Genomic DNA, 26035 nt, shown 5'->3' on the forward strand with positions numbered 1-26035 from the left:
TTTCTCTGTAATAGGAGCTCCCTCCGGTGTGGACTGACGTCCAGGGGGTGACGATTCCGAAAGGGGGCCGACATGCCCGGCACCCAGATCCTGATCGACGACCGGTCGACGTCGACTGTCGCTTCCGCCGCCGATCTCGTCCGGGAACTGGCGCGCCGCGGCGTGCTCGCCGACCGGATGCGCGACACCTCCGACGCCGAGCGGCAGCGGCTCCACGGCGGGGCGTACCAGATCGTGTGGCCGGTGGTCTTCCAGCGGTTGACCCGTCGGGTCGAGCTGGCCCGGGGGCACCGCTCCTGCGCCAGAGCCCTGGACCGGCTCGAACCGGAGTGCCTGGACCGCTTCCAGGACGACGTGGAGGCCGTCCTGGACGACCTGTCCCGCAACGCACGGACGCCGATCGTCAATCTGGAGGGCTGGGTCGGCAGCCGGTTGACCGCCGCCACCGTGGACGGTCACCGCCGGCGGCGCGGCGAACGGGGCGCGCTGCAACGTCCCCGGCTGCCCGGCTGGCTGGTCACCGCCCTCGACGGTGACCCGTGGCTCACCGTCCTCGCCACCGAGGTGCTGGTCTGGGTCGGGGTGCCCACCACCGCCGGGGTCGGGACCTGGCCGTTGACGGCGTGGGCCGAACGCCGGGCCGCCGTCACCGGCCGGCTCACCCACGGGGAGGCGGAGGTGGCCCGGGACGTCGACCGGGTGCTGGCCGCGATGCGTCGACGCGGGCCGTGGTACGCCGACTTCGTCGAACGGCCGCTCGGCCGCAAGCAGGCGCCGGTGCTGCCCGCCCTGCGGGCCGAGGCCGACCAGACCCACGACTGGCCGCCCCTGGCGTTGGTCCCCCGTCACGAGGTCGACGACGCGCGGCTGCGTGACCTGGCGACCACCGCGGTGGCCGCCATCGAGGCGCGGGTACGTCGCCGGGAGGACCTGCGTGACGTGGTCGTGGACGTGCTGGGCGCCGTCTTCGGCGCCGGCACCGGCGCGGACGACCTGGACCGGACGCCCGGCGCGGGCCCGGCCGACGAGGAACGGGTGGTGGCGCTGCTCGCCGACCCGGCCACCGTCGACCGGATCGTCGCCGTGCTGCTCGACCTCCGGCCGGGCCCGACGTCACCGCGGGACAACCCGCCGGACGGGCCGCGTGCCGACCGCTGTCGGCCGCTGGCGGCCGGCTGTCCGTCAGTAGCGCGTGAGACGGCCCGGCGCGCACGCCGCCGGGCCGACGAGACCGAGCAGAGGAGGCGCGGTGACCGCGCAGGACGCTGACGAAGGCGGGGTGGGTGAGCTCCTGCCCCGGTGCGCGCTGACGGTCGCCCGCCTGATCCAGGGGGAGGGCACGCCCGAGGACGTCGAGGCGGCCGTCGCCGACCTGCGCCGCCTCCCGGCCGACCTGCCCGAGCGGGGGCCGCTGGCCGCCGGCCTGGTCGTCGTCCTCCTCCGGTCCGGGCTGGACGCCGGGATGGGTAACCTGCGTCACCTCGACGACCTGCTCGCCATCGCCGACCGGCACCCTCCGCCGGGCCCGGACTGGCCGCGGATCAGGGCCGTCGCCCGGGTCACGGCGACCCTGCGGGCCGGCGCGACGATGGAGCGTCGCGACATGCGGGCCGCGCTGCGGGAGGTGACCGCCCTCACGGCCGTCACCGACGCCGATCCGGGCGTGCGCCAGCAGCTCGGGTTCATGCAGGCCGGGATGGCCGCGATGGCGGCCGCCGAGGAGGGGGACCTCGCCGGGCTGCGGCGCGGCATCAGTGAGTTGGAGGGGTTACGGGCGACGCTCGACAACCCCGAGCTGGCCGGCGTGGCCGACATGATGGTCACCAGCATCCGGGCGCTGGCCGCGACCCAGCAGGGCGACTTCACCGGCCTGCCGGACACCGTCGAGCGGATCAGGGACTTCTCCGCCGGCTTCGGGCCGCAGCACATCCTGACCGGGGCGGTGCGGGACATGGAGACCGCGATGGCGCCGCTGCGGCCGCTGATCGACCCGGACGGCCCGTCGGCCGGGCCGGTCAGCGACGAGCAACTGGACGCGCTGCGCGCGCTCGCCGACCGTCCGGACGCCTCGCCCGCCGAACGCGCCCTCTACCAGCTCACCGCCGAGTCCGCCTGGCTGACCGGCAGCGACGGCGCCCTCGACCCGGGCCGGCTCGACCAGGCCGTCGACACGTTCCGCCGGGTGGTCGCCGACACCCCGACGGGGGATCCCCAGCGGGCCTTCTACCTCGTCGGTCTCGGTCTCGCGCTCTACCGGCGGACCGAGGTGACGGGTCGGGTGGACGGCCTCGACGAGGCCGTCCGGGCGCTCACCGAGGCCCGGCTGCTCGCCCGTGGGCCGGAGCACCCCCAGTGGTCCCTCGCGAGCGAGGTGCTCGCCGCGATCAATCGTCGGCTCGGCGAGACGTCCGGGGCCCGCCGCATCGCGATCGACGGCCTGCGCCGGCACGCCTGGAGCGCGCTGTTCCAGGCGGATCCCGCCGCCGTGGCGGGCGCCGTCCGGGACGCCGCGGAGAGCGCGGTGCAGATCGCCCGGGACTGCCTGGCCGACAACGAGCCCGCGGACGCCATCGGGGCCCTGGAGGCCGGACGCGGGCTGCTGCTGTTCGCCGCGACCGAGTTCCACAGCCTGGACACCCGGCTCGACGCGGTCGGGCGACGGGACCTGGCGCACCGTTGGCGGGTCGCCGCCGCCGGTGACCCCGCCGCGGTCCCGGCCGAGCTGCGCCGGGAGGCGCTGGCGGCGCTCTCCACGCCGGACGGCGCGACCCCCGCCGCCGCGGCCGGCCTGCTGGACCCGCCCACCCTGCCCGAGATCCGTTCGGCGTTGCAGGCGCTGGACGCCGACGCGCTGGTCTACCTCGTCTCGGGTCAGGCGCCGGCCCCCGGCTGGGCGGTGATCGCCCCGGCGCAGGGCCCACCGAGTTTCATCCCGCTGCCCAACCTCCAGCTCGACGAGGAGGTGGACGTGGAGCGCTACCTGGCGGCGTTGTCCCACCGGGACGCGGTGCTCGCCGAAACCCGGTCGGACGCCCCGGATCCCGAGCGGGACCTCAAGTCCCAGGCGGCGGAGTCACGTTTCCTGGGCAGCCTCGACGCGCTGTGCGACTGGGCCTGGCGGGCCGCGGTCGGCCCACTGGTCGAGCGGTACCTCGCCCGCCGTCCCGCCCCGCCGTCCGGCCGGCCGCCCCGGGTCGTGCTCGTCCCGGTGGGCAGCCTGGCCCGCATCCCGTGGCAGGCGGCCCGACGCGCCGACGGCCGGTACGCGGTGGAGCTGGCCGCGTTCTCACAGACGGTCTCCGCCCGGACGTTGTGCGACTCGGCCGCCCGGTCGGCGGTGCCGGTCACCCCGCTGGGCCTGGTGGTCGGTGATCCGGACACCGCCGGCGAGGCGGCCGACCTGGCCGCCGCCCGGGTCGAGGCGTACGGCATCCACCAGGCGTTCTACCGGGGGGCCAGATACGTCGGTCGCCGGCCGGACGGGTCGACCAGCCGGTCCGGGCCCGGCGACGGCGGCGTGGTGCGGGACTGGCTGACCGACAACCGGCCCGGGGCGGGCGCCATGCTGCACCTGGCCTGTCACGGCGTCATCCAGACCGACCCCACCGACACCTCCTCGTACCTGCTGCTCGCCGGCGGGGACCGGCTCACCGCCGAGGAGCTGGTCGGGTTGCTGGCCGCCGGGGAGCGCCCGGTCGGGCTGGTGGTGCTCGCGGCCTGCCGTACCGGCGTCTCCGGCCGGGGCTACGACGAGGCGTACAGTCTCGGCACCACGTTCCTGGCCGGCGGGGTCCGGTCCGCGTTGTCGACGCAGTGGCGCATCCCGGACCGGGCGACCTCGGTGCTGATGTTCATGTTCCACCATTTCCTGGTGGCCGAGCGCCGGCCGGTGTGGGACGCCCTGCGGCGGGCGCAGCTCTGGATGCTGGACCCGCGACGGCAGTGCCCGGACCGGATGCCCCCCGCGCTGCGTCGCCAGGTGACGCAGACCGAACCGGCGCGGGTCGTCGCCTGGGCCGGGTTCACCCACTGGGGGCAGTGACACCGCCCCGCGCGGCGGCAGGCAAAGGAGAACGACGTGACGTCCACCCAGGACAGGATCACCGCGTTGCGGGCGGAGTTGGACGGGCTCACCGGTCCGGCCCGCTGCCGTCCGCTGCTCACCCTCGGGCAGCTCCTCACCGACCGGTACTGGCGGACCGGTCCGGGCCGACCCGAGGGACTGGCCGACCTGAACGCCGCGATCGGGGCGCTGGACGAGGCGTACCGCCTGCTGGACCCGGCCGACCAGCACCGGGCCCTGGTGGCACACGGCCTGGGCCTGCTGATCGGGACGCGCCACCTGTCCCACTTCGGCGGCGACGAGGACCAGGAGACCGCTCTCCGGCTGCTGACCGAGGCGCTGCGCAGCCCGCTGCCGCCGGCCGCCGTGCTGCTGGCCGAGATGGTGCTCGGTCAGCTCCACCTGGCCCGGGGCATGAAGGGGATGGCGTTCGGCTCCCCGGCGATGCTGCGCGACGGCGCGCCCGCCGCGGCCAAGGCAGACGCCGACCGGGCGGTCGAGCTGTTCCGCAGGATCAGCGCCAGCCCCATGCTCAGCGAGGAACTCGCCGGACCGCTCCAGACGATGTTGTCCGTGGCCGAGCCGCTTCGGGAGCTGATGGACGGGATGGGCGGCGGGATCGGCTCGTTCGACGTCGGCAAGCTGCAGCGGCTGCTCACCGTCGTGCAGCAGTTCCAACAGCAGATGGCCGCAGCCGGGGGCGCGACGCCGACCGGCGCTCCCGGTTTCGGTGGCATGCCTGGCTTCGGTGGCATGCCCGGTTTCGGTGGTGCTCCCGGTTCTGGCGGCGCTACCGGTTTCGGTGGTGGCTCAGGGCCCGGCGGGTTGCCCGTGTCGCCGGTGCTGCCGAACCCGATGTTCCTCGGCGGCGAGGCGCTGGCCGCGATGCATCCGCTGGACCGTCCGGTGCCGGTCTTCCACGGCCCGGAGCCGGACGCCCCGCCGGCGCCGGCCCGCCCCCGTCCGGTCGTCGTCCGCCCCGAGACGCAGGCCCTGCGTCGGGAGGTGGCGCGTCAGGTGGCCGACCTCACCGGCGCGCCACCGGACGACGTCACCCCGGAGCGGGCGTACGAGTGGGCGGCCACCCTGCTGCGGCCGGACCGTCCGGACCGTCCGGTGGACGCCGTCGACGAGTACGTGGCCCTGGCCACCGCCGTAGTCCACGAGGCGGCCGAGCACGCCGCCGCCGTCCACGAGGCCGCCGAGCACGGGGCGGACGACCCGGTGAGCGTCGGGCTCGACCACTTCCTGCTCGCGGTGGCGCTGTTCCTGCGGGGCGGAGCCGACGCCGGCGGCTGGGGTGACGCCGACGGGTGGGGTGACCCGGCAGGCCCGGGCGACGCCGGTGACCGGGGGAACGTCGACCTCGCCGGCACCGATGTGCGGGCGGGAACGGAACACCTGCTGGCAGCGGCCGAGCTGCTGCCGCCGGAGCATCCCGCCGCGCCGACGGTCCTGCTCGGGCTGGGCGCGTTCCTCGACGACCGGCAGCCGCTGCGCGGGGTCTCCGGGCCGCTCGCCACCCGGTTCGCCGCCCGCGCCGACGCCCTGCTCGCCGCCCGCGCCGACGCCGACCGGCAGACCGGGGCCGGCGGTGACGTCGGGGACCGGTCCGCCCACGTCAACGGTCCCGCCGGAGACCTCGCCGTGGTGCGGGCGCTGGGTGACGTGTGCCGGGCCGCCGTCGCGGTCCGCGCCGGCGCCGTCGACCAGCTCGCCGAGCCCGACCTGGCCGCGTCCGTCAGGGCGGTGCCGGCAACCTACCCGTGGCGACGCCGGGTGCGGGTCGCGGCGGGGCTCGCCGACGTGGCCGGCGGGCTGGCGACCCTGGACGTCGGCCGCCTGCGCGCCGGCGCGGCGCTGATCAGCGCGGCCGGCGACGCGGCGGCCCCTGGCCCGGCCGTCGGCGACGCGCCGTCCCCTGGCCCGGCCGACGATGCCACCCGTGGCGCGGCTGCGGTGGCGCTGCCCGGCCGGCTCGCGGCGGTGCTCGTGGCGCTCGTCGACGACGACCTGCCGGCCCTGCGGTCGGCCGCCGACCGGCTCGCCGCGCTCGTGACGCCGGGCGGGACGGGAGTCGACCCCGCCGACGGCCCCGCCCTGCGTGCCCTGCTCGACGCCCTGCCGGCCGGCTCTGCCACCCCGGACCGGGACGCGCGCGGGCCGGTCGGGGCGATACCGTCGTCCGCCGGGCCGCTGGAGGTGTTCGAGGCGCTGGAGACCGCCGCCACCGCCGGGCCGACGTCGATCGACCCGCTCGTCCGGGACGCCGCCACGGCGTTGCTCGGCGGCCCCGTCGACCCGGTCGGGACGGCCCGCTCCGTCCCGCCGCCCGATCCCGCCGAGGTGGCGGCCGGGCTGCGTGCCGTCGGCGCGTCCGCCCTGGTCTACCTGTACCCGGTGGCGGGCCGGGAGCACCACGCGGGAGCGTTGCTGCTGGAGGCCGGGACGGGCCGACCGGTGCCGCTCGGCGTCGTCGGCACGCCCGACGTCGACGCCGCCGCGCCGGTGGACTGGCCGCGTCGTGCCTGGGACGCTCTGGTCGCGCCGCTGCTGGACCGGCCGACCGCCGACCGGTCGCCCCGCCGGATCCTGCTCGTCGCGGCCGGACCGCTCGGCCGGCTGCCGTTGGCCGCCGTGCCCGCGCCCGACGGCGGCTTCGCCGGCGACCATCTGGTGGTCTCCACGGTCGCCTCCGGTCGGCAGGTGGTGGCGCTGGCGGGCCGGACCCCGCTGTCGGTGACCGGCGACGCCGTCTTCGTCGCCAATCCCCGGGGGGACCGGGAGGCCGCGAGCTACGACACGATGGTCCTGCGCCGCATCTTCCACCCCGGCTCGGTCGGGCTGGGCCGCACCGTGGAGGCCGTGCACGGGGCGGGCACGCCGGCCGAGGTGCTCGCCCACCTGCCCGGCCCGGCCGGCGGCGGCGCCGGGCTGCTGCACCTGGGCTGTGGCCTGCGGGCCACCGGTGCTCCCGCGGTGGAGCTGGCCGCCGCGACGCCCGGCGGGCCGGATCAGCTCGACGCCGCCGCGATCCTCGACCGGCCGGCAGCCACCGGCCCGGCGGGTGGCCTGGTCGTCCTGCCCGCCGACGCCGGCCTGGACCGCTGGCTGCCGCTGGCCGACGCGCTGCTCGACACCGGGGTGACCGGGGTGGTCGGCTGGCTCTGGCCGGTGCCCGCGCCGGTCGCCGCGCTGGCGCTGTTCGTCCTGCACCTGCACCTGGTCGACGAGGGGCATCCGCCGGCCACGGCGGTGTGCCTGACCCAGCGGTGGATGCGTGACCCGGACCGTAAGACGCCGCCGCACCTGCCGGCCGGACACGCCGCGACCGCCGGCCGGGTGGACCTCGCCGATCCGGCGTACTGGGCGGCGCTCTGCCACCGGGGCCGGTGACGTGCCGCGCGCCCGTCCGACGTCACGCCCCCAGGTGGACGAACGGCGCCCACAGCCCGGGTCGGTCGGGCCGCTCGTCCCGTAGCCGGCGCAGCGCCCGGTGCAGGGCGCGGGCCCCGGTGTCCGCGTCGACCGGCCCGTCCGGGCGGTACGTCTGGTAGACCAGCTCGGCCACCCGGGCGGCGGTCGTGTCGTCGACCGTCCACAGGGTACCGATGACGTGTCGCCAGCCGGCGTAGCTCAGCGCGGCCGACAGGGTGATCGCCTCGTCCACCGCGCCCAGGCCGCCGGTCGCGGTCTTGCACGCGGCCAGGAAGATCCAGTCACCCGCGGGACGGTCGGCGGCCACCAGGTCACCGACGGCGAGCAGCCCGTCGTGCAGCAGCAGTCCGCCCCGCGACGGGTCGGCCAGGTCCTGGGTGCCGTGGCAGCTCACGTGTGCCCGGCGGTGTCGGGTCAACGCCCGGTCGACCGCGGCGCGGGTCGCCGCGGGGCCGCTGAGGATCTCGCTGCCCGCACTCCGGGCCAGCAGCGCCGCCAGCATCCGTCGTTCCCGTTCCACCGCCGGTAGGGACGGCTGGCCCGGGGTGTCCGGCAGGGCCACCACCAGCATGCCGTCCCCGTCGTCGGGGCGGGACGTGTCGGCGGCCGGCGCCGTCCCCAGCGCGCGCAGCGTCGGCACGTACGAGGAGACCACCCGGTCCAGCACCGAGCAACCGGAACCGTCGTGCCGGCCGGCGGCGTGCAGCGGCAGCAGACTCAACAGGCCGGTCGGGCACCACCACAGCCGGGGCGCGACGTCGACCTCCGGCCGGTGTCCGAGGGCGTCGAGCACCGGCTCGGCGACGGCGTCCCACAACCAGGCCAGGGTGGCCGGGCCGGCGGGGTCGACCCGGGACCGGACGATGTCCCGGCCCGGGGCGGCGCCGTCCCCGTCGAGCCGGAGGTACGCCCCGACCTCGGCGGTGAGCCGCTCCTCGGTCAGGGCCGGCAGCGCCACCGCCCGTACCGTGCCACCGGAGATCACCAGCGCGTCGGCGCGCAGGTGACTGACGGTGACCACGACCACGGTCCGGTCCCCGACCGTCGCCCGCAGCTCCGTCCACGAGGTGGGTCGCAGGAACCGGTCGGGGCGGGGCAGCGCGGCCGTCGGCGGCAGGGCCCGGATCCGGGCGACCACCGCGGCGAACCGCGCGGCCCCGTCCCCACGCCGGTCCACCACGTCGGTGAGCATGCCGGGCCCGGCGTCGACCACCGTGGCGGACGGGGCGTCCAGGGCCGCCCGGGCCTGCTCGAACTCGTCGGCCAGCGCCGGGTCGACGGCCCGCAGGGCGCTGACGCCGGTCCGGGTCTCCAGCAGTTGGGTCCACAGCACGCCCCGGGCCTGCTCCAGCAGCTCGACCGCGCGTTCCGGCTGGTCGGCGGCGACCGCCGCGGCGGCGGCCTCGGCGGCCAGCCCCGACACGGCCGCCAGGTTCTGCTGCCGGTCCGCCCGGTTCAGGCCGCGCCAGGCGAGCAGGGGCAGCAGCTCGACCGCTGCCGCGTACCCGTCCAGGGCCGCTGCCGGGCCGTGCATCCGTGCCTGAGCGGTGGCGTACCGGCGGGCGGCGGTGACCCGGACGCGTACGGCGACGTCCGGGATGCCGGCCAGCTCCCGCCATGCCGCGACGGCGGCCTGGCCGTCCTCGGGTCGCCGGTGGCGCTCGAAACGGCTCCAGCGCGCCCGGCCCAGGCCCATCAGCGCGCCGGCCCGTTCGGCGCGACCGGCGGGAAGCGTGTCGAGCACCTCGGCGAGCGCGTCGACCGCCTCTTCGACCGCGGACGGTTCCTCCTGCGCCGACCCGTACCCGAGGTCGACCAGCCCGTTCATGCTGATCGCGAAGTTGACCAGGCGGGACGGCCGCTCAGCCGACCGGGCGGGGGTGGCCCGGACCGCCTCGCGGTGCGCGGCGACCGCCCCCTCGACGTCGGCCCGGTCGGGCGGGTCGGTCATGGCGGCCCGGGTGGCCAGCGCCATGCCCAGGTTGGTGAGGAAACCACCGCGGTCCGGGTGTCCGGGCGCGATGGTGTCGGCGGCCTGCCGCATGGCCCGGATCGCCTCGTCCAGTTCCGCGCCGTCGCGGGACCCCAGGTGACTTGCCCAGAGGGTGGCGCCGAGCATGGCCAGGAACCCCGGATGGTCGGGGTGGCCGGGCGGGATGGCGGCGACGGCGGCGCGGGCCGCTTCGACGGCGGCGCGGGCGTCCTCCGTCGCCCCGGTCCGGACGGCCCGTTGACGCAGCATCTGGCTCAGGTTGTTGAGCAGACCGAGCCGGACCGGATGGGTCGGCGGCGTCGACCGGGCCGCATCGCGGGTCACCCGGATGCCCTCGTCGAGCAGGTCCGGCTCCTGGCTGCGGCGGTGGGCCGACCAGCAGGCCAGGCCGAGATTGCCGAGGATCCGCAGCCGGTCCGGGTCGGCGGGGTCGGCGTCGGCGGCGAGCGCGCGACCGACGGCGACGGCCGCCCTGATGTCGTCGGCGTCGAGACGGTGCTCGTACCGGGTCTGCAACGTCACGACCAGCAGGTCCCGGGCGGCCTGGCGGAGCGGGTCCGGGGTGGTCGGCTCCTCGGCGAGCTGCCGGGCCAGTCGGACCGCCGCGTCGACGTCGGCGTCCAAACGGGTCCGGTCGAAGCGGGCGAGCAACGCCGACGCGAGCTGGTAGCGGGGCAGGCGTCCGGCCGCAGCGGCCGGTGAGACCGGGTCGACCGCCTCAGCCAGCGCGGTCACCACGTCGTCCAGGTCGTCGTCGTGCGGCCCGCCCCGGTCGGAGAGCGCCGAGGCCAGGTTGCCGAGCAGCGGCAGCCGGCCGGGGTGACCCGCCGGGACCAGGGCCAGCGCGGCGCGGGTCAGCGCGATCCCCTCGGCGCGCAGCTCCGGCCCGGCCGACGTCGGCTGTGACTCCGCCTGGTCGAGCAGCGCGGCGCCGGCGGCGGCGAGCAGGTCGGCGCGGCCAGGATGCTCCGCGCCGACGGCGGCCACCGCGGCCCGCCACAGCGCGAGCGCCCGCTGCCGGGCCCACGGGTCGTCGGCGTCGCCGAGTCGCCGCTGCGTCTCGTACGCCGCCGTCGCGAGCTCCTCGGGGCTGCCTGCCAACCAGGCCGGCGCCCGCCACGCGGCGGGTATCTGCCGGGTGTCCGGCGCGAGCTGCGAGAACCACCGTACGGCGGCGAAGAAGTCGGCGTTGTCGTCCGGCTCGGGCAGCGCGTGGAACCGGCACGCGTGCCACTGGCCCAGCACGGTGACCGCCTCGTCGCGGGCGCGGTCGTCGTACCCGGGCAGCGCCGCGGCGAGCAGGTCGGCCTCCATGACCCCCCGCTCGTCGAGCAGCAGGGTGGCGTCCCGGCGGTCGATGTACGCGGCGATCCGGACCCCCAGCCGGGCCAGCAGCTCGCGGTGGCGCAACCGGGTCAGCATACGGTGGACGGACCGCCTCATCTCTGCTCCTCCCACCTCGGTCGGTGGTCCGGGCGGCCGCCGCCGACGGTCAGGCCGGCCCGACCACGAGCGAGACGCTGCGGCCGAGCCGTAGCCGCGCGCCGGCCGGCAGGTCGACGGTGGTGCCGGGCGGCACCGCCGTGTCGTCGACGAAGGTGCCGTTGGTCGAGCCCAGGTCGGTCACCGTGGCGTGCCGACGCCGGTCCACGGTGACCCGGGCGTGCCGCCGGGACACGGTGTCGTACCGGGCCAGCACCTGTGCCGCCGGTGACTCCCGGGGGTCACGGCCGAGGACGAGTTCCGTGCCGGGCAGGACGACCTGCCGCCAGCGGACGTCGACCCCGCCGTCGAGGCGCAGTACCAGGCCCCCGGCCAGGGGCGACAGGCAGGCCGGGCAGACCGGGATGTCGGCCGTCGGCAGGTCGGCGTCGCAGCGCGGGCAGGTCGGGTCGGCGGACCGGCCGCCGTCGTGGTCGGCCGGCCCGCCGTCGTGGCCGACCCACCCGCCGTTGTGGTCGGCCGCCCCGCTGTCGTGGCCGACCCGCCCGTGGCCGACCCGCCCGTCGCCGTGGTCCGGCGCGAGCAGCGCCGTCGGGTCCGGGGCGGCGGCGTCGACGACCGCGTCCGGCGCGGTGAGGTTGGCCCGGCACCCCGGGCAGATGAGTCCGCCGGGGACGACGGGCCGGTGACACGCCCGGCAGATCAGGTCTCCCATGAGGTCTCCTCGACGTGCACGTCCCGTGCGGCCAAACCCCGGGCGACCCGGTCGAGGTCACCGGCGCGGGGGATGCCGACCAGCCAGATCCGGCCGGCGGAGACGGTGGCCTGCAGGCCCCGGGGCGGGACCGGGGCCGCCGGGCCGTACCGGTGTCGGCCGAGCGGGGTGAGGGGAACGATCCGTTGGTTGGTCGAGCCGCGCAGCGGTGGGTCGCCGACGTTGCGGCGGGCCACGTACGGGCCGGCGACCACCGCGTCGCACCCGGCGAGCACCTCGGTGAACCGGCGGGCCCGGTGCCACGGGTACCCGGTGTAGAGCAGGACGTCGATCTCCCGGTCCCCGCGCCACGCCGTCACCCCGGCGAGCAGCGCGGCGACGGCCGCCGGCTGTTGCAGCGGTTCGCCACCGGAGACGGTGACCCCGTCCAGGGGCTCGGGCAGGCCGGCGAGCCAGTCCAGCACGGCCCTCACCGCGACGGCCCGGTCGGGCCGCCGCGCCCAGGTGTCCCGGGCCAGGCAGCCGGCGCAGCCGATGGCGCAGCCCTGCACCCAGACGCCGGCCCGGTGGCCCGGCCCGAGCACGGTGACCGGGTGGTGCAGCCGGCTGATCTCGATGGTGTCGGCGTCGGCGGTCATGCCAGCTCCAGGGTGATCAGGTCGCCCTCGTCGCGGACCCGGGTCACGGTGACCGTCGAGCCGGCCGGCGGAGCCTCGGCGAACAGCGCCCGGGCCAGCGGGTTCACCAGCGCCGTCTCCAGCGCCGAGCCGATGCCCCGGCCGCCGTGCGCCAGGTCGGTGGTGCAGCGGGCCCGCAGCCAGGCGCGGGCCTGGTCGGCGAGGACGACGTGGAGGTCGTGCTCGTCGCGTAGCCGGCCGAGGATGTTGGCGAGCTGGAGGTCGAAGATGCGCGCCGCGGCTTCCGGGCCGACGAAGTGGAACACCACGATGTTGTCGCCGAGTCGGTTCAGCAGCTCCGGTCGGCGCAGCTCCCGGTTGAAGTGGTCCTCGATGGCCGCCCGCACCCTGGCCTCCACCTCCGGGTACGGGGCGCCGGGCAGGACCGTGGGTCGGCTTCCGCCGGCCGGGTCCGGTTCGGACATGCCGAGGTTCGAGGTGAAGATCAGGATGCTCTCGGAGAAGTGCACGGTGCCGCCGCGGCCGTCGGTGAGCCGACCGTCCTCCAGGATCTGGAGGAACTTGTCCAGGATCCGCGCGTGCGCCTTCTCGATCTCGTCGAAGAGGATCACCCGGAACGGCTGTTGCCGGACGGCGTTGGTCAGCTCCCCGCCGGCTTCGAAGCCGACGTAGCCCGGTGGCGCGCCGATCAGCCGGTCACCCGAGTGCTCGGCGGAGAACTCGCTCATGTCGAACCGCAGGTAGGCGGACTCGTCCCCGAAGACCACCTGGGCCACCGCCTTGGCCAGCTCGGTCTTGCCGACGCCTGTCGGCCCGGCGAAGAACAGCACCCCACGCGGACGCGACGACGCGCGGGACGCCTGCGCGCCGGAGAGTCCCAGCGCGGCCCGTTTGAGGATGTCGAGGGTCTTGGTGACCGCCTGCGGTTGCCCGACGACCCGGTTCGGCAGGGACCGCTCGCCGGCCAGGATCCGGTGCCGCAGGAACTCGCGCCGCCACGGGTTGTCCAACACGCCGAGCTTGTACATCCGGGCCGCGTCGGGCAGCTCGCGGCTGGTCAGGCCGCGGTCGTGGGCGAGCCGGGTGGTCTCTATCATGCCCTGGAGGGTCATTCCCTCGGCGTGCTCGGCGAACGCCCGGGCCAGCTCGCCGAGCTGCGGCTCGTCGTGCCCCTCCGGCCGCAGCAGCAGTCGGGCGGTGCGTTCCCGGTCGCCGTAGTCGGGGGTGGGCAGGGCGATCGCGCGGACCCGCTCGTTGGCGGCGGTGAACCAGGCCGGCAGGTCACCCTCCTGGCCCAGCAGCCAGATGACCGGGTTGTACAGGCTGCCGGTGCGGCCGTGCGCGGCCGAGACCGGCTGGGCGGTCCGGGCGAGCTTGTCCATCCGGCGCAGGAACACCCGTTCGGCGTCCTGCGGGTCGGTGGGGGAGCGCAGCAGTCGCGCCGCCCGCAGCAGCATCGCCGCGCGGACCGGCTGCCGGGGGCGGGCGACCGCCTCCGCCTGGGTGGCCAGGGCGGCCAGGTCGGGGGCCCGCCCGCCGGCGCGGAACCCGTCCCCGAGCAGCGACCTGGCCGCCGCGGGGGCGTCCGACGCGCCGATCCGGCGCAGCTCCGGCCCGTCCACGCAGTCGTGGGCCAGCAGGAACGTGTAGCCGCTGCCGGCGAGCAGCCGGCCGAGCAGGTCGGGCAGGGGGACGAGCTGGGTCGCCCCGCCCGCGCCGACCAGGTACGAGTCGTCGGCGTTGCCCCACAGCACGTACTGGGCGTGGGTCGGCAGGGTGGCGTGGATCTCCCGGGCGAACGCGGGCCAGTCGGTCAGGTCGAGGTCGGTCATGACCGCTCCGGCCGGTGCTGGTCGCGGTACCGGTGGCTGGTCCGGCCCTGCTCGTCGGCGTCCCGGCCGGGGACGGCGGGGACGGGCCGGGCGCCGGGATCGGTGAGCACGATCGGGGTGAACGCCAGCCCGGCGTCGGCGAGCCGGCCGACCGCCCGGTCGAGGTCGCCGCACCAGGCCGCCTCGGCGGAGGTGTCCGCCCCGGCGTCCCCGGGGCCGTCGGCGCGGTACATCATCGCGACGAGTTGCCGGTCGTCGCCGTCGACCCGCATCCGGACGAGGTGGTCGGGACGGCCCGGGTGGCTGATCTCCAGTCGACCCTCGGCGGCCTCGCCGACGGAGAAGTCCGGCCCCACCAGATAGCCCAGCTCGCCGAGCACGTCGGCGACGGCGTCGGTCAGGCTCGCCGCCGAGGCCCGGGACTCCACCTGGGCCCGCAGCCCGGCGACCTGGTCCAGCAGTCCGTCGTCCAGGTCCCGCCGGAAGGCGGCGACCTCGGCCAGCGCCGCCCGGACCGCGTCGAGCCGGTCCGGGTCGAGCCCGTGTCCGGGCCGGTACGGCGTCATGGCGTCGAGCACCTGGGCGGCGGTGACCGCGTCGTCGTACCGGCGGGCCGCCCGGTCGTTCGCCTCCTGCACCCGCAGCCGCAGCTCCACCAGGTGCGCCGCCCGGTCCGACCGGCGGGCCAGCGTCGCCGCGACCGCCTCGACGCCGGCCCGGTCCGTCCCGTCGGCCCGCGGGTCCAGGGTGGAGAGCATGCGGGCGACCACCGCGCCGAGCTCCGGCGCCGGAGTGGGCGTCGGGCCGACCGGGGCCGGGGCGAGCACCTCCGCGGCGTCGACCAGCGGCCCGCCGCTCACCTCGGCCAGCAGCGCCGACAACCGGCGCGCCGTCTGGTCGGCGAGCGCCGTGGCGGCCCGCCGGTGGGCCGCCGCGACCAGCCCGGGGACCGTGCCGCACCAGTCGGCCACCGCCGGGGCGTCGACAGGTGGGGTGAGTCCTGGTTCCGGGGGCAGGCCGGCGGCGGTCAGCGCGGCGGCGGCCCCGGCGGCGTCCACCCGGGCCCGCACGAACGTCTGCGCCAGCCGTTCCCGCTCGTCGGCGGCCTGCGCCAGCGCCGCCTCCAGCGCCTCGCGTCGGCTGCGGCGCTGCTGGGTCAGGCAGCGGATCCGTTCGTTGCGCGCGGCGGCCTCGGCCGGGTCGAGGGCCAGCAGCGTGCCGAGTCCGGTGGCCAGTTGGGCCCCGCCGACCGCGAAACCGATGATGCTGATCCCACTCACTGGTGTCCACCTTCGGAGATGTCGCCGAGCAGCGTCCGCCGCCGGTTGGTGTGGAGCCGGCCGAACCGGGCCAGCCGGACGCCCGTCCAGCCCAGGTGTCCGCCCGCGGCGGCCAGGGTGGCCAGGGCCCAGCCGCCGCCGGCCAGGTTGAGCAGCGGCCCGAGGAAGCAGCACCCGAGGCAGCACAGCACCGCGAGCAGCGCCGGCGGCAGGCTGCTGCGGAGCCGGTTGCCGGTCTGCCGCAGCCTGGCCCAGCCCTCCGGCGCCCGGCGGCCGAGCTGCTGCAGCCGGGCCAGCGCCGACCAGGTGGGATGGTAGAACCGGCCCAGCCGGTAGGCCACGGCGGACTCCGCGGCCGTGCCGACCAGCCAGGCGACGCCGTAGGTCACCACGACCGCGGCGTCGACCTGGGCGCTGCGGCCGTCGACGGTGACCAGGGCGCCGGCGCCGAGCGCTCCGACGGCGCCGGTCAGCAGCACCCCCGCCCAGATTCCGGCCGCCGCCGCGACGTGCCCGAACGCCCCGGTCCGGCCGGCGGCCCGCTGCGCCTCCTCCTGCTCCCACAGCGCCCGGCCCCGGTCGCGTTCGGCGCGCGCCCGGGCTGCCTCGGCCTCCGCCTCGCCGGCCACCGTCAGCACGACCAGCGCCGCCGCCGGATCCGCGCCGTCGGGCAGCGCCGCGAACCAGGCCGGCCGGTCCGGGACCCGGTCGCGGGCGGCGGCGGCCCGCGCGGCCAGCGCCGGGGCGACGTCGGGGTCGGCCGCCGCGCGCAGCAGGGCCGCGAGATGGGTACGCCCTGCCCGCGCCAACGCCTGCCGGGCCGGCGCGGGCAGGGCGGGGTGGGCGCGGAGCGTGTCGAGGCTGGTCAGCCCGGTCCGCCACCGCCGGTCGATCTCCCGCAGCGGCTCGCCGCCGGCGAACCCGGCGAGCAGGTCGGCGAGCTGGTGCCGCCACAGCTCGTCGACGATCTCGGCGGCGGGCCCCGGTCCGCTCTCGGCGGTCGCGGCGAGCCCGGCGACGTGCTCGGGCAGCAGCGACGTGCCTCGGTACGTCGGCGGCAGCGTCGGGTCGAGCCAGCGCAGCAGGTGCGCCATCCGCAACCCGGGCGGCAGGTCGGCGGTGAGCACCTGGTCGATCAGCAGGATCCGCTGCTCGACGTCGGTGTCGAACTGCTCCAGCCAGGACCGCAGCAGCCGCCAGCCCTCGCCCGGGTCGCCGGGGGTGCCGACCCGCTCCAGAAAGGTGCGCTGCGCGTGGTCCCAGTGGGCCGCGAACGCGCGGGCCAAATCCGTCCGGGTCCAGCAGTCCCGCCCGGCGACCGTGAGGGGCCGGCGGGCCCGGCCCCCGGCGGCGTGGTGGACCGGCGGGCTCTGGCCGGCCAGCCAGGCGTCGACCTGCTCGACGCCCCAGCGGTGGTCCGGGTCGCGGACCAGCAGCCCCTGGCAGAGCAGCCGCAGCCGCTCGTCGGTGACGCCGGCCAGGGGCACGTCCCGGACCAGCAGCTCGTGCAGGGCGACCCGTTCGGCGAGGCCGGCGAACGGGGCCTCGCCGGTGGCCAACTGCCGGACGATGATCCCGAGCGCCCACCAGTCCTGGGCGGGGGAGAACCGGCCGGAGAACGATTCGGGCGCGGCGTACGCGATGGTGTGCGCCCGTCGGGTGAACCGCTTGGACGCCTCACCCAGGTACTTGCTGAGACCGAAGTCGCTCAGCGCCAACCGGACCGGCGCGGTGGAGCGAAGCAGGACGTTCGACGGTTTGAGGTCGCTGTGCGTCAGGCGTGCGCGGTGCAGCTCGGCCAGGGCCGCGCTGATCTGCCCGACCACCGCCACGATCTCCGGGGTGGGCAGCGTGGCGGTGTCGAGGTGGTCGGCGAGGCTGCCGCCGGGGACGTACTCCATCAGCTCCCAGTGGCGGCCGTCGTCGTGCCCGGTCCGTTCCGGCGCGACCAGGTGGGTCCGGTCCAGGGTGACCAGACGCGCGGCCACCTCCCGGTCGACGGTGACGTGCCGACGGTAGATCTTGACGACCCGCTGGTCGCCGGCGGTGTCCCGGACCAGCACCAGGTCGGCCTCGCCGCCGCCGGGCAGGTCACGGACGATCCGCCAGTGCGCGCGCAGCGGCGTCGGCAACCGCAGCAGCCCGTCGGCGGCCCACCCGTGCGGGTCCGCCGCCCCGGCGTCGGCGCCGGTGGGCTCCCGGCGGGTCGTCGGTGGGCCGGCCGGGTCCTCGCGCCGGGTCGGCGGTGGGTCCGCGGCCAGGTCCGCCGGCACGTCCTCCCGTCGGGTCGGCGGCGGCTCCGGGTCCCCGGGGCGTCGGTCCGCGTACGGCGGTGCCGACGGCTCCTCGCTCATGCGTCTCGCCCCACCACTGTCGCGTCCTCCGCCGTCGTCGCGTCGTCACCTGTGACGGGACTGACGGACAGCGCGCGTGCCGGTCGGCGCGGGGACGGACCGGAGCGACGCGGCCCGGAACAGCGCCGCAAGGAGTTGAAATGTCTGGAAGCGCTTACGGGGCGCTGTGGTGGGATTTCGGTGTGATCACCACTGCTCGGGCTCGTGTTGCCGGTTGGTTTCCAAAATCCTCCCGCAAGGTCTTGCAAAGTTTGCAGAAATGCAGCATGGTTCTGTCAACCCGGACGGCCGTCCACTCTCGCCAGAGTCCCGTCGACCCGGAAGAAGGTCCCCGTCCCCATGCCACGTCTGCGACCACCCCTGCCCGCCCGCGCCGGCCGGGTCCTGCTCGCCGTCGCCCTCGCCGCGACCGGCGTCGCCCCGGCGGTCGTCACGGCCGCCACCGCCACCCCCGCACGGGCGGCCGTCACCCTCAACGACAGCGAGGTGACGGCCAACCTGTGGCAGTGGAACTGGCCCTCCGTCGCCGCCGCCTGCACCGACCACCTCGGCCCGGCCGGGTACGGCGCGGTCCAGGTGGCCCCGCCCCAGGAGTCGGTCAGCCTGCCCGCCAGCCCTGACGGCGTCCATCCCTGGTACGAGGTGTACCAGCCGGTCTCCTACCAGCTGGAGAGCCGGTTCGGCACCCGGCAGCAGTTCGCCGCGATGGTCACCGCCTGCCACGCCGCCGGGGTGCGGGTCTACGTCGACGCGGTGGTCAACCACATGGCCGGCACCAACAACCCGGCCGGCACGGTCGGCTACGCCGGCACCCGGTTCACCGGTTACGGCTACCCGGCGGTGCCCTACGGCGACGGCGACTTCCACCGGCCGGGCGACAACTGCCCCACCAACGGCACGATCACCGACTGGAACAACGAGGCCCAGGTCACGAGCTGTGAGCTGCTCTCCCTCTCCGACCTGTACACCGAGAAGGACAGCGTCCGCACCAAGATCGCCGGCTACCTCGACGACCTGATCGGGCTGGGCGTCGACGGCTTCCGGGTGGACGCGGTCAAGCACGTCCGCAAGGACGACTTCGCGGCGATCCTCGGCAAGCTGGACGACACCGTCGCCGAGGGCCGGCGCCCGTACGTGGCCCAGGAGATCTTCGACGGGGCCAGCAACCCGGCGTTGCAGGCGCGGGCCTTCACCGGCAACGGCGACGTGCTCGACTTCGCGTACGCCAAGGGCATCCGCTCGGCGTTCCAGGGCTCGATCTCCGCGCTGGCGAACGTCGCGAACTGGAACCTCGACGCGCCCAGCGCCAACGTGTTCGCCATGGTGACCAACCACGACCTGGAACGCGACGGGGTGGTGCTGTCCTACAAGAACGGGACCGACTACGTCCTGGCGAACTACTTCGCGCTGGCCTACCCGCACGGCAGGCCGTCGGTCTACGACAGCTTCACCTGGACCGACCGCAACCAGTCGCCGCCGGCCACCGGCAGCGGACACGTCACCGACGCCGTGTGCGGCGCCGCCTGGACCTGCCTGAGCCAGAGCACCGGCATCAAGGGCATGGTCGGCTGGGCCAACGCCGCCCGCCCGGTCCGGACGGTCTCGGGATTCACCACGGTGAACAGCAACGTCATCGGCTTCCACCGGGGCGACCGGGCCTGGATCGGCATCAACGACTCCGGTGTCGCCGCCACCGCCACCTTCCCCACCGGCCTCGCCGACGGCGACTACTGCGACGTCATCTCCGGCGGGGTGACCGGCGCGGGCTGCGCCGGCGCCCGGATCACCGTCTCCGGCGGCCGGGCGACGGTGACCGTGCCGGCGAACGGCGCGGTCGCCATCCACGTCGGCGCCCGGACCACCCCGGGCGATCCGGGCGATCCGGGTGATCCGGACGACACGGTCGCCACCACCGTCACCGTCACCGCCAGCACGACCGGCGGGCAGGAGGTCCTGCTGGCCGGCAGCGTGCCCGCGCTCGGCGGCTGGGCCCCGGCCGGCGCGGTCCGGCTGACCGCCCAGGGCGGCAACGTCTTCCGGGGCGTGGCGCACCTGCCGCCGTCGACGACGGTGGAGTACAAGTTCGTCAAGCGGGCCGCCGACGGCACGGTCACCTGGGAGTCGGGAGGCAACCGCAGCCTCACCACTCCGGCCTCCGGCACGTACGCGGTCACCGAGACGTTCCGCGGTGACACCCCCACCGCGTCGGTGGCCGCCTCGTTCTCGGTCTCCGCGACGACGTACTACGGGCAGAACGTCTTCGTGGTGGGCAACATCGCGGCACTGGGCGGCTGGAACCCGGCCAACGCCGTGCCGCTGTCGTCGGCGGCCTACCCGGCCTGGCGGGCGACGCTGGACCTGCCGCCGCAGACCGCGGTGGAGTACAAGTATCTCAAGAAGAACCCGGACGGCACGGTCACCTGGGAGGGCGGCGGCAACCGCGGCTTCACCACCCCGGCCGGCGGCGCCGTGACCCGGAGCGACACCTGGCGGTGACCCTCGGGTGGGCCCCTGCCCACCGTGGCGTCGTCGTCACCCGGACGCCCCGGCCCGCCCGGCCGGGGTGTCCGGCTGCTCCACCCTGGCTGCCTCTACCGTGGTCTGACGGAGCCGAATCCTTCCGCCGAGGAGCGCCGATGGCCGATCCCCGCCCCACGTCGTCGCCCGCGCGCCCGCCCCACCCGTCGAGCCGACCCGGTCGACCGGGCGCCCCGGCGGACGCGCCGCTGCCCGTGGTCGTCGTCGGCGCCGGCCCGACCGGCGTGACCGCCGCCCTGCTGCTGGCCGGTCACGGGGTGCGCTCGGTGGTGCTGGACCGATTTCCCGGCATCTTCCCGCAGCCCCGGGCCGTGCACCTCGACGACGAGGTCTACCGCGTCCTGCAACGGGTGGGGGCGCACGAGGGGTTCGCCGCCGTGTCCCGGCCGGGGACGGGGCTGCGGCTGCTGGCGCCCGACCACCGGGTGCTGGCCGAGTTCGCCCGGGGCGTCGCGGCCGGCGTGCACGGTCACCCCGAGGCGAACATGTTCGACCAGCCCGACCTGGAGACGCTGCTGCGTCGCCGGGCGGCCGAGGAGCCGCTGGTCACCCTGCGCGGCGGGGTCGAGGTCACCGGGGTCGGGCAGAGCGCCGACGGTCCGGTCCGGATCACCCTGACCGACCGGGACACCGGGGTCCGGGAGACGCTCGCCGCGCGGTACCTCCTCGGCTGCGACGGCGCGAACAGCACGGTCCGCGCGCGGGTCGGCGTCGCCATGCGGGATCTCGGCTTCGCGCAGCGTTGGCTGGTCGTCGACGTGGACACCGACGCCACCATCGACACCTGGGACGGCGTCCACCAGGTCTGCGACCCGCGACGCGCCGCCACCTACGTGCGGGTGGGGTCGCGCCGGCACCGGTGGGAGTTCCGGCTGCTGGCGGGGGAGACCGCGGCGGGGATGTCCGAGCCGGAGACGCTGGCCCGGCTGGTCCGGCCGTGGACGCGGGAGGTGCCGTTCTCGGCGCTCACCGTGGTGCGCAGCGCGGAGTACACCTTCCGGGCCCAGGTGGCCGAGCGGTGGCGGGTCGGGCGGGTGTTCCTGCTCGGCGACGCCGCCCACCTCACGCCGCCGTTCGTCGGGCAGGGGCTCGGCTCGGGGCTGCGGGACGCGGCGAACCTGACCTGGAAGCTCGCCGGCGTCCTCGGCGGGGGTCTGTCGGACGACGCGCTGGACAGCTACCAGACGGAACGCCTGCCGCACGTCACGTCGTTGATCCGACTGGCCATGATGGTCGGCCGGTCGATGACCGAGGGCGGGGAGGTCGGCAACCTGCTCCGCCGGGTGGTCGTGCCCCGGCTTGCGTGGCTGCCGATGGTGCTCGACAGCGCGACCCCGCCGCTGCGCCGGTCGGCGCTGCGCCGGCGGCGGGCCGCGCCGTGGGGGTTGGCCGGCCGGCTCTGCCCGAACGCCCCGCTGGCCGACGGCCGCCGCCTCGACGACCTGGCCGGTCTGTGCTTCGTGCTGGTCACGGCGCGGCCGGTGCCGCCGGTGGTGGCGGCCGTGGCGCGTCGGCGGGGCGTGCTACCGGTCACCGTGGCGCGGGGCTCGCAGCTCGGCAGGTGGCTGCGTCGGGGCCGGGCGGGGGCGGCCCTGGTGCGTCCGGACCGGACGGTGCTCACGTCCGGTGACGACCTGAGCGCCCTGGTGGCGGCCGCGCCGGTGGTGCCGACAGCGATGGACCATTCCACCCCACCCTCCTAGGACGCCTTACGGGAGGTGAGGGGGAAGCCCCATGATGGGGCGATGAGAACCGAGATCCTGGTCTTCACCAAGACAGCCGGCTACCGGCACGACTCCATTCCAGCCGGGGCGCGGGCGGTACGCGAGCTGGCGGCCGGGCGCGGTTTCGAGGTCACCGCCACCGAGGACGAGGCGGTCTTTCACCCGGACCGGTTGGCCGGGGTCGCGGTGGTGGTCTTCCTCAACACCTCCGGCAACCTGCTCGCCGACGGGCAGCGGAGTGCCTTCGAGGCGTACGTGCGCGGTGGTGGCGGTTTCGTGGGGGTGCACGGCGCGGCGGACACCTGCTACGACTGGCCGTTCTACGGTGCGGTGGTCGGGGCGTACTTCAGCGACCATCCGCCGGAGATCCAGCGGGCCACCGTCGTGGTGGCGGACCGTGGGCATCCGGCCACCGCCCATCTCGACCCCTGCTGGGTGCGCGAGGACGAGTGGTACAACTTCCGGACGCCGGTGCGGGGCGATGCCCGGGTGCTGCTCCGGTTGGACGCGTCGTCGTACGAGGGGTCGACGATGGGGGCGGACCACCCGCACGCGTGGTGCGCGGAGGTGGCTGGCGGCCGGTCTTTCTACACGGCGGGTGGGCACACCGTCGAGGCGTACGACGAGCCGGCTTTCCGGGCGCATCTGCTGGGTGGCCTGACCTGGGCGGCCGGGGAGGGCTGAGGCGGGTCGGGTGCCGGGCCGTCGGTCGTGGCGGCCCGGTGACGCCGCCACGCTGCTGGCGGGTGGCGGGCGGGTCGGTGGCGTCGTGGGGTCGCCGGTGCGGGGGAGTAACTGCAAGGAGTGTTGACAAAAACTCAACATATCGACATGCTGCGATAGAGAGCGCTCTCTCGGTCGTCGTGGGCCGGGCGACGGCCTCCGTCACGTGCGGTCGGAAGAGCCGGGGATCCCGCGACGGCGGGCCACCACCGGCCAGCCGCGCGTCGTCGCGGATCACCCGACTGCGAAGGAGGCCTCGTGCCCAGACCTGGACGTTCCCCGCGAGCGCGACGATTCGCGCTCCTGCTCGCCGCGCTGGTGGGCCTGACCGCGGCGCCCGTGCTGCCGGCCGACGTCGGGCCGGCGCAGGCGGCGATCGGCGGGATCACCTGGCAGGACGAGTTCAACGCGCCCGCCGGCACACCTGTCGACCAGAGCCGGTGGCGGTTCGACATCGGCGGCGGCGGGTGGGGCAACAACGAGCGGCAGTACTACACGAACAGCACCAGCAACGCGGTGCACGACGGGCAGGGCAACCTGGTCATCACCGCGCGCCGGGAGAACCCGAACAACTACCAGTGCCACTACGGCCGGTGTGAGTACACGTCGGCCCGGCTGTTGACGGCGGCGACCTTCACGCAGGCGTACGGGCGGTTCGAGGCGCGCATCAAGATTCCCCGGGGGCAGGGCATCTGGCCGGCGTTCTGGATGCTCGGCAACGACATGGGCAGCGTGGGCTGGCCGAACGCCGGTGAGATCGACATCATGGAGAACATCGGCCGGGAGCCGAACACCGTGTACGGGACGATCCACGGGCCGGGTTACTCCGGTGGTGGCGGCATCACGGGCAGCCGGAGCGTCGGGGCGCCGTTGGCCGACGGTTTCCACACCTACCGGGTGGACTGGGAGCCGAACTCGATCATCTGGTATCTGGACGGGGTGGAGTTCCACCGGGTCGACCCGGGTCGGTTGGGTGGGAACCGGTGGGTGTTCGACCACCCGTTCTTCATGATCCTCAACGTGGCGGTGGGCGGCAACTGGCCCGGTTACCCGGACGGCACGACGCAGTTCCCGCAGCAGATGCTGGTGGACTACGTGCGGGTGAACGGGTACACGTCCGGGGGCACGCCGCCGCCGAGCGGGACGACCCGGATCCGGGGGCAGCAGAGCGGGCGGTGTGTGGACATCCCGTCGGCGAATCCGGTGGACGGCGCGAAGCTGCAGATCTGGGACTGCAACACCACGGCGGCGCAGCAGTGGACGTTCGCCGGTGACGGCACGGTCCGGGCGATGGGCAAGTGCATGGATCCGGCGTGGGCGGGGACGGCGAACGGCACCGAGGTGAACCTGGTGACCTGCAACGGCAATCCGGCGCAGCGGTTCACCCTGAACGGGGCCGGTGATCTGGTGAATCTCAGCGCGAACCGGTGTGTCGACGTGCGGGAGAACGTCACCGCCAACGGTGGCAAGCTCCAGTTGTGGGACTGCGCGGGGACCGCCAACCAGAAGTGGTCGCGGTACTGAGCGGTCGGTGAGCTCGTCGGCGGGGCCGTGGGAGTGGCGCGCGTCCCCGCCGGCGCGGCGGATGGTGGTCGGGGCACGGTGTCCCGCCGGGGAGGCGGTGGGACACCGTGCCCCGGGCTCTCAGTTGGTGGGGAAGTTGTCCGGGGTGCGGATGCGGTTGCGCATGAAGTTGCCGGATTCGGTGAGTACGGAGGCGCCGGCGAAGGTGTTGCCGTTGCAGGTGCCGGGTCGGAACGCGGCGCTGCCCTCGGCCTTGTCGGAGTAGGTCCAGTTGGCGTAGCTGATCTTCAGTCGGTCGAGCAGGTCGAGCCAGGTGGTGCTGCTGGCCAGGTCGACGCCGCCGTCGCCGGTGTAGTCGACGGTGCCGAACTCGGTGACGAACATGGGCAGTCGGGCGGCGGCGCGTTCGAGTTCGGCGCGGTAGTTGTCGCGGTGTGAGGCGGCGTAGAAGTGGAACGCGTACATGACGTTGGCGGCGTTGACGGGGTTGTTGACGACCTCGGTGGAGTTGCCGCCTTCGGAGACGCCGAGGGAGGACCAGGCGCGGGTGCCGACGACGACGACGGCGTCGGGGTCGTTGGCGCGGATGACCGGGATGACCTGTTCGGCGTAGTTCTTGATGGTGGACCAGCTGACGCCGTTGGGTTCGTTGGCGATCTCGTAGATGACGTTGTTCTTGTTGGCGTGGCGGGCGGAGACGGCGGCGAAGAAGGTCTTGGCGCGTTGCAGGTTGTAGGTGGGGTCGCCGGGGGTGAGCAGGTGGAAGTCGATCATGGCGTACATGCCGCGTTCGGTGGCTTCCTCGACGAGGTTGTTGACGCGGTCGGTGAAGCCGGTGGGGTCGGTCTCGTAGCCGTCTTCCTGGACGTACATGGCGATGCGGAAGAGGTCGGCGTTCCAGTCCCTGGCGAGGGCGTCGAGGGAGGCGTCGGTGTAGCAGCGTGGGAACCACTGGATGCCGTGGCTGCTCATGCCGCGTAGTTGGATGGGTTTGCCGTACTGGTTGCAGAGGTTGACGCCGCAGACGCGGAGTTGGCCGTTGACGGCGACCGGGGTGGCGCCGCCGGGCGGGGCGGTGGTGGGGGGTGGCGTGGTCGGGGGCGGCGGCGTGGTGGGCGCGGGGCTGGTGGGCGTGGGGGTGGTGGATCCGGCGCAGGCGGTGCCGTTGAGGGTGAACGAGGTCGGGTTGGGGTTGCTGCCGGTGTGGGCGCCGGTGAAGCCGATGCTGGTGGTGGCGCCGGTGGTGAGGGAGCCGTTCCAGTTCTCGTTGCGGGCGGTGACGGCGGCGCCGTTCTGTTGCCAGGTGGCCGACCAGCCCTGGGTGATCCGTTGGCCGGTGTCGGGGAAGGTGAAGCCGAGGGTCCAGCCGTTGACGGTGTCGCCGAGGTTGGTGACGGTGACGGTGGCGGTGAAGCCGCCGGTCCAGTTGGTGGTGGTGTAGGTGATCCGGCAGCCGGGCGCGGCCTGGGCGTTGGTGGCGGGCAGGGCTGCCAGGGTGGCTGCGGTCAGGGCGCCGACCGCGCCGACGGCGGCGAGTTGTCGGCGGAGCGGGCGGGGGTGTCTGGTCATCGTGGGCGTCTCGTTTCGTGCGGGGGTGGGGTGGGCGCGCGGGTGGCGACGTCGTGCCGGGGGCGCGGCCGTCCCGGTGTGGGTCGGGCGCGCATGGGTTGCCCGTCGTCGGCGCGGGCGGGTCGGGTCGCCCGGCGCGGCGGTGGGCTCGGCGCGGCGGTGTCGCGCGGGAGCGCTCCCAGGCAGCCTAAGGGCGTCCGT

The 26035-nt window shown here is 75.5% G+C and carries 14 protein-coding genes; 7 read left to right on the plus strand and 7 right to left on the minus strand.

The genetic code is table 11. The annotated features are described in order from the left end of the window. The first annotated feature begins 72 nt into the window (after window positions 1–72). Genes O7606_RS04255 through O7606_RS04265 form a run of 3 tightly spaced genes read left to right on the plus strand, consistent with a single transcriptional unit; the run spans window position 73 to window position 7459 of the window. The gene (locus O7606_RS04255) at window positions 73–1269 is read left to right on the plus strand and encodes a hypothetical protein (RefSeq protein WP_281597699.1); all 1197 of its coding nucleotides are present in this window, start codon (window positions 73–75) and stop codon (window positions 1267–1269) included. Further along, window positions 1250–4042, plus strand: a complete 2793-nt coding sequence (locus O7606_RS04260; RefSeq protein WP_281597700.1) for a CHAT domain-containing protein — start codon at window positions 1250–1252, stop codon at window positions 4040–4042. The genes O7606_RS04255 and O7606_RS04260 overlap by 20 nt, the downstream gene beginning before the upstream one ends. Before the next feature lie 36 nt (window positions 4043–4078). Continuing rightward, the gene (locus O7606_RS04265) at window positions 4079–7459 is read left to right on the plus strand and encodes a CHAT domain-containing protein (RefSeq protein WP_281597701.1); all 3381 of its coding nucleotides are present in this window, start codon (window positions 4079–4081) and stop codon (window positions 7457–7459) included. A gap of 22 nt (window positions 7460–7481) precedes the next feature. Here the strand turns inward: O7606_RS04265 and O7606_RS04270 are convergent, their stop codons facing one another. From O7606_RS04270 to O7606_RS04295, 6 genes are all read right to left on the minus strand, one after another. Then, the gene (locus O7606_RS04270; RefSeq protein ID WP_281597702.1) at window positions 7482–10904 is read right to left on the minus strand and encodes a CHAT domain-containing protein; all 3423 of its coding nucleotides are present in this window, start codon (window positions 10902–10904) and stop codon (window positions 7482–7484) included. An 82-nt stretch (window positions 10905–10986) separates the two neighbouring features. Continuing rightward, complete coding sequence (locus tag O7606_RS04275) at window positions 10987–11652, minus strand: FHA domain-containing protein (RefSeq protein ID WP_281597703.1); 666 nt, start codon at window positions 11650–11652, stop codon at window positions 10987–10989. Then, window positions 11640–12290 carry a 4Fe-4S cluster-binding domain-containing protein gene (locus O7606_RS04280; protein WP_281597704.1) on the minus strand — a complete coding sequence of 217 codons (651 nt, stop codon included), beginning with the start codon at window positions 12288–12290 and terminating at the stop codon, window positions 11640–11642. The genes O7606_RS04275 and O7606_RS04280 overlap by 13 nt, the downstream gene beginning before the upstream one ends. Next, entirely contained in the window at window positions 12287–14122 is a 1836-nt protein-coding gene (locus O7606_RS04285; protein WP_281597705.1) for an AAA family ATPase, read from the minus strand. Before O7606_RS04285 ends, O7606_RS04280 begins: the two co-directional genes overlap by 4 nt. Next, window positions 14119–15402: a hypothetical protein gene (locus tag O7606_RS04290; protein ID WP_281597706.1), complete on the minus strand. Its 1284-nt coding sequence runs from the start codon at window positions 15400–15402 to the stop codon at window positions 14119–14121. Before O7606_RS04290 ends, O7606_RS04285 begins: the two co-directional genes overlap by 4 nt. Further along, a complete protein-coding gene (locus tag O7606_RS04295; RefSeq protein WP_281597707.1) occupies window positions 15399–17756 on the minus strand; it encodes a protein kinase in 2358 nt (785 codons plus the stop codon). Before O7606_RS04295 ends, O7606_RS04290 begins: the two co-directional genes overlap by 4 nt. A 339-nt stretch (window positions 17757–18095) precedes the next feature. Between O7606_RS04295 and O7606_RS04300 the strand changes: the two genes are divergently transcribed. The 4 genes from O7606_RS04300 to O7606_RS04315 all read left to right on the plus strand — a co-directional run bounded on the left by O7606_RS04300 (window position 18096) and on the right by O7606_RS04315 (window position 24265). Continuing rightward, on the plus strand, window positions 18096–20252 hold the full coding sequence (locus O7606_RS04300; protein WP_281597708.1) for a carbohydrate-binding module family 20 domain-containing protein: 2157 nt from the start codon (window positions 18096–18098) through the stop codon (window positions 20250–20252). A 140-nt stretch (window positions 20253–20392) separates the two neighbouring features. Further along, window positions 20393–21997 (plus strand): bifunctional 3-(3-hydroxy-phenyl)propionate/3-hydroxycinnamic acid hydroxylase, encoded by a 1605-nt coding sequence (locus O7606_RS04305; RefSeq protein WP_281597709.1) that lies wholly within the window; start codon window positions 20393–20395, stop codon window positions 21995–21997. A 42-nt stretch (window positions 21998–22039) separates the two neighbouring features. Next, the gene (locus O7606_RS04310; RefSeq protein WP_281597710.1) at window positions 22040–22702 is read left to right on the plus strand and encodes a ThuA domain-containing protein; all 663 of its coding nucleotides are present in this window, start codon (window positions 22040–22042) and stop codon (window positions 22700–22702) included. Window positions 22703–22999: 297 nt separating this feature from the next. After that, complete coding sequence (locus O7606_RS04315; protein ID WP_281597711.1) at window positions 23000–24265, plus strand: family 16 glycosylhydrolase; 1266 nt, start codon at window positions 23000–23002, stop codon at window positions 24263–24265. A gap of 120 nt (window positions 24266–24385) precedes the next feature. Here O7606_RS04315 and O7606_RS04320 read toward each other — a convergent pair whose 3' ends face one another. Then, on the minus strand, window positions 24386–25834 hold the full coding sequence (locus tag O7606_RS04320; protein ID WP_281597712.1) for a cellulase family glycosylhydrolase: 1449 nt from the start codon (window positions 25832–25834) through the stop codon (window positions 24386–24388). Window positions 25835–26035 lie beyond the last annotated feature (201 nt).

Origin of the sequence: Micromonospora sp. WMMD882 (assembly GCF_027497255.1) — a bacterium.
In the GTDB taxonomy this organism is placed as follows: Bacteria; Actinomycetota; Actinomycetes; order Mycobacteriales; family Micromonosporaceae; genus Micromonospora.

What these genes read in the sequence shown, in the direction of transcription:
- O7606_RS04305 (WP_281597709.1), top strand. Translation starts at nt 20,393, where the DNA reads ATGGCCGATCCCCGCCCCACGTCGTCGCCCGCGCGCCCGCCCCACCCG.
- O7606_RS04300 (WP_281597708.1), top strand. Translation starts at nt 18,096, where the DNA reads ATGCCACGTCTGCGACCACCCCTGCCCGCCCGCGCCGGCCGGGTCCTG.
- O7606_RS04320 (WP_281597712.1), bottom strand. Translation starts at nt 25,834, where the DNA reads ATGACCAGACACCCCCGCCCGCTCCGCCGACAACTCGCCGCCGTCGGC.
- O7606_RS04275 (WP_281597703.1), bottom strand. Translation starts at nt 11,652, where the DNA reads ATGGGAGACCTGATCTGCCGGGCGTGTCACCGGCCCGTCGTCCCCGGC.
- O7606_RS04285 (WP_281597705.1), bottom strand. Translation starts at nt 14,122, where the DNA reads ATGACCGACCTCGACCTGACCGACTGGCCCGCGTTCGCCCGGGAGATC.
- O7606_RS04255 (WP_281597699.1), top strand. Translation starts at nt 73, where the DNA reads ATGCCCGGCACCCAGATCCTGATCGACGACCGGTCGACGTCGACTGTC.
- O7606_RS04310 (WP_281597710.1), top strand. Translation starts at nt 22,040, where the DNA reads ATGAGAACCGAGATCCTGGTCTTCACCAAGACAGCCGGCTACCGGCAC.
- O7606_RS04295 (WP_281597707.1), bottom strand. Translation starts at nt 17,756, where the DNA reads ATGAGCGAGGAGCCGTCGGCACCGCCGTACGCGGACCGACGCCCCGGG.
- O7606_RS04280 (WP_281597704.1), bottom strand. Translation starts at nt 12,290, where the DNA reads ATGACCGCCGACGCCGACACCATCGAGATCAGCCGGCTGCACCACCCG.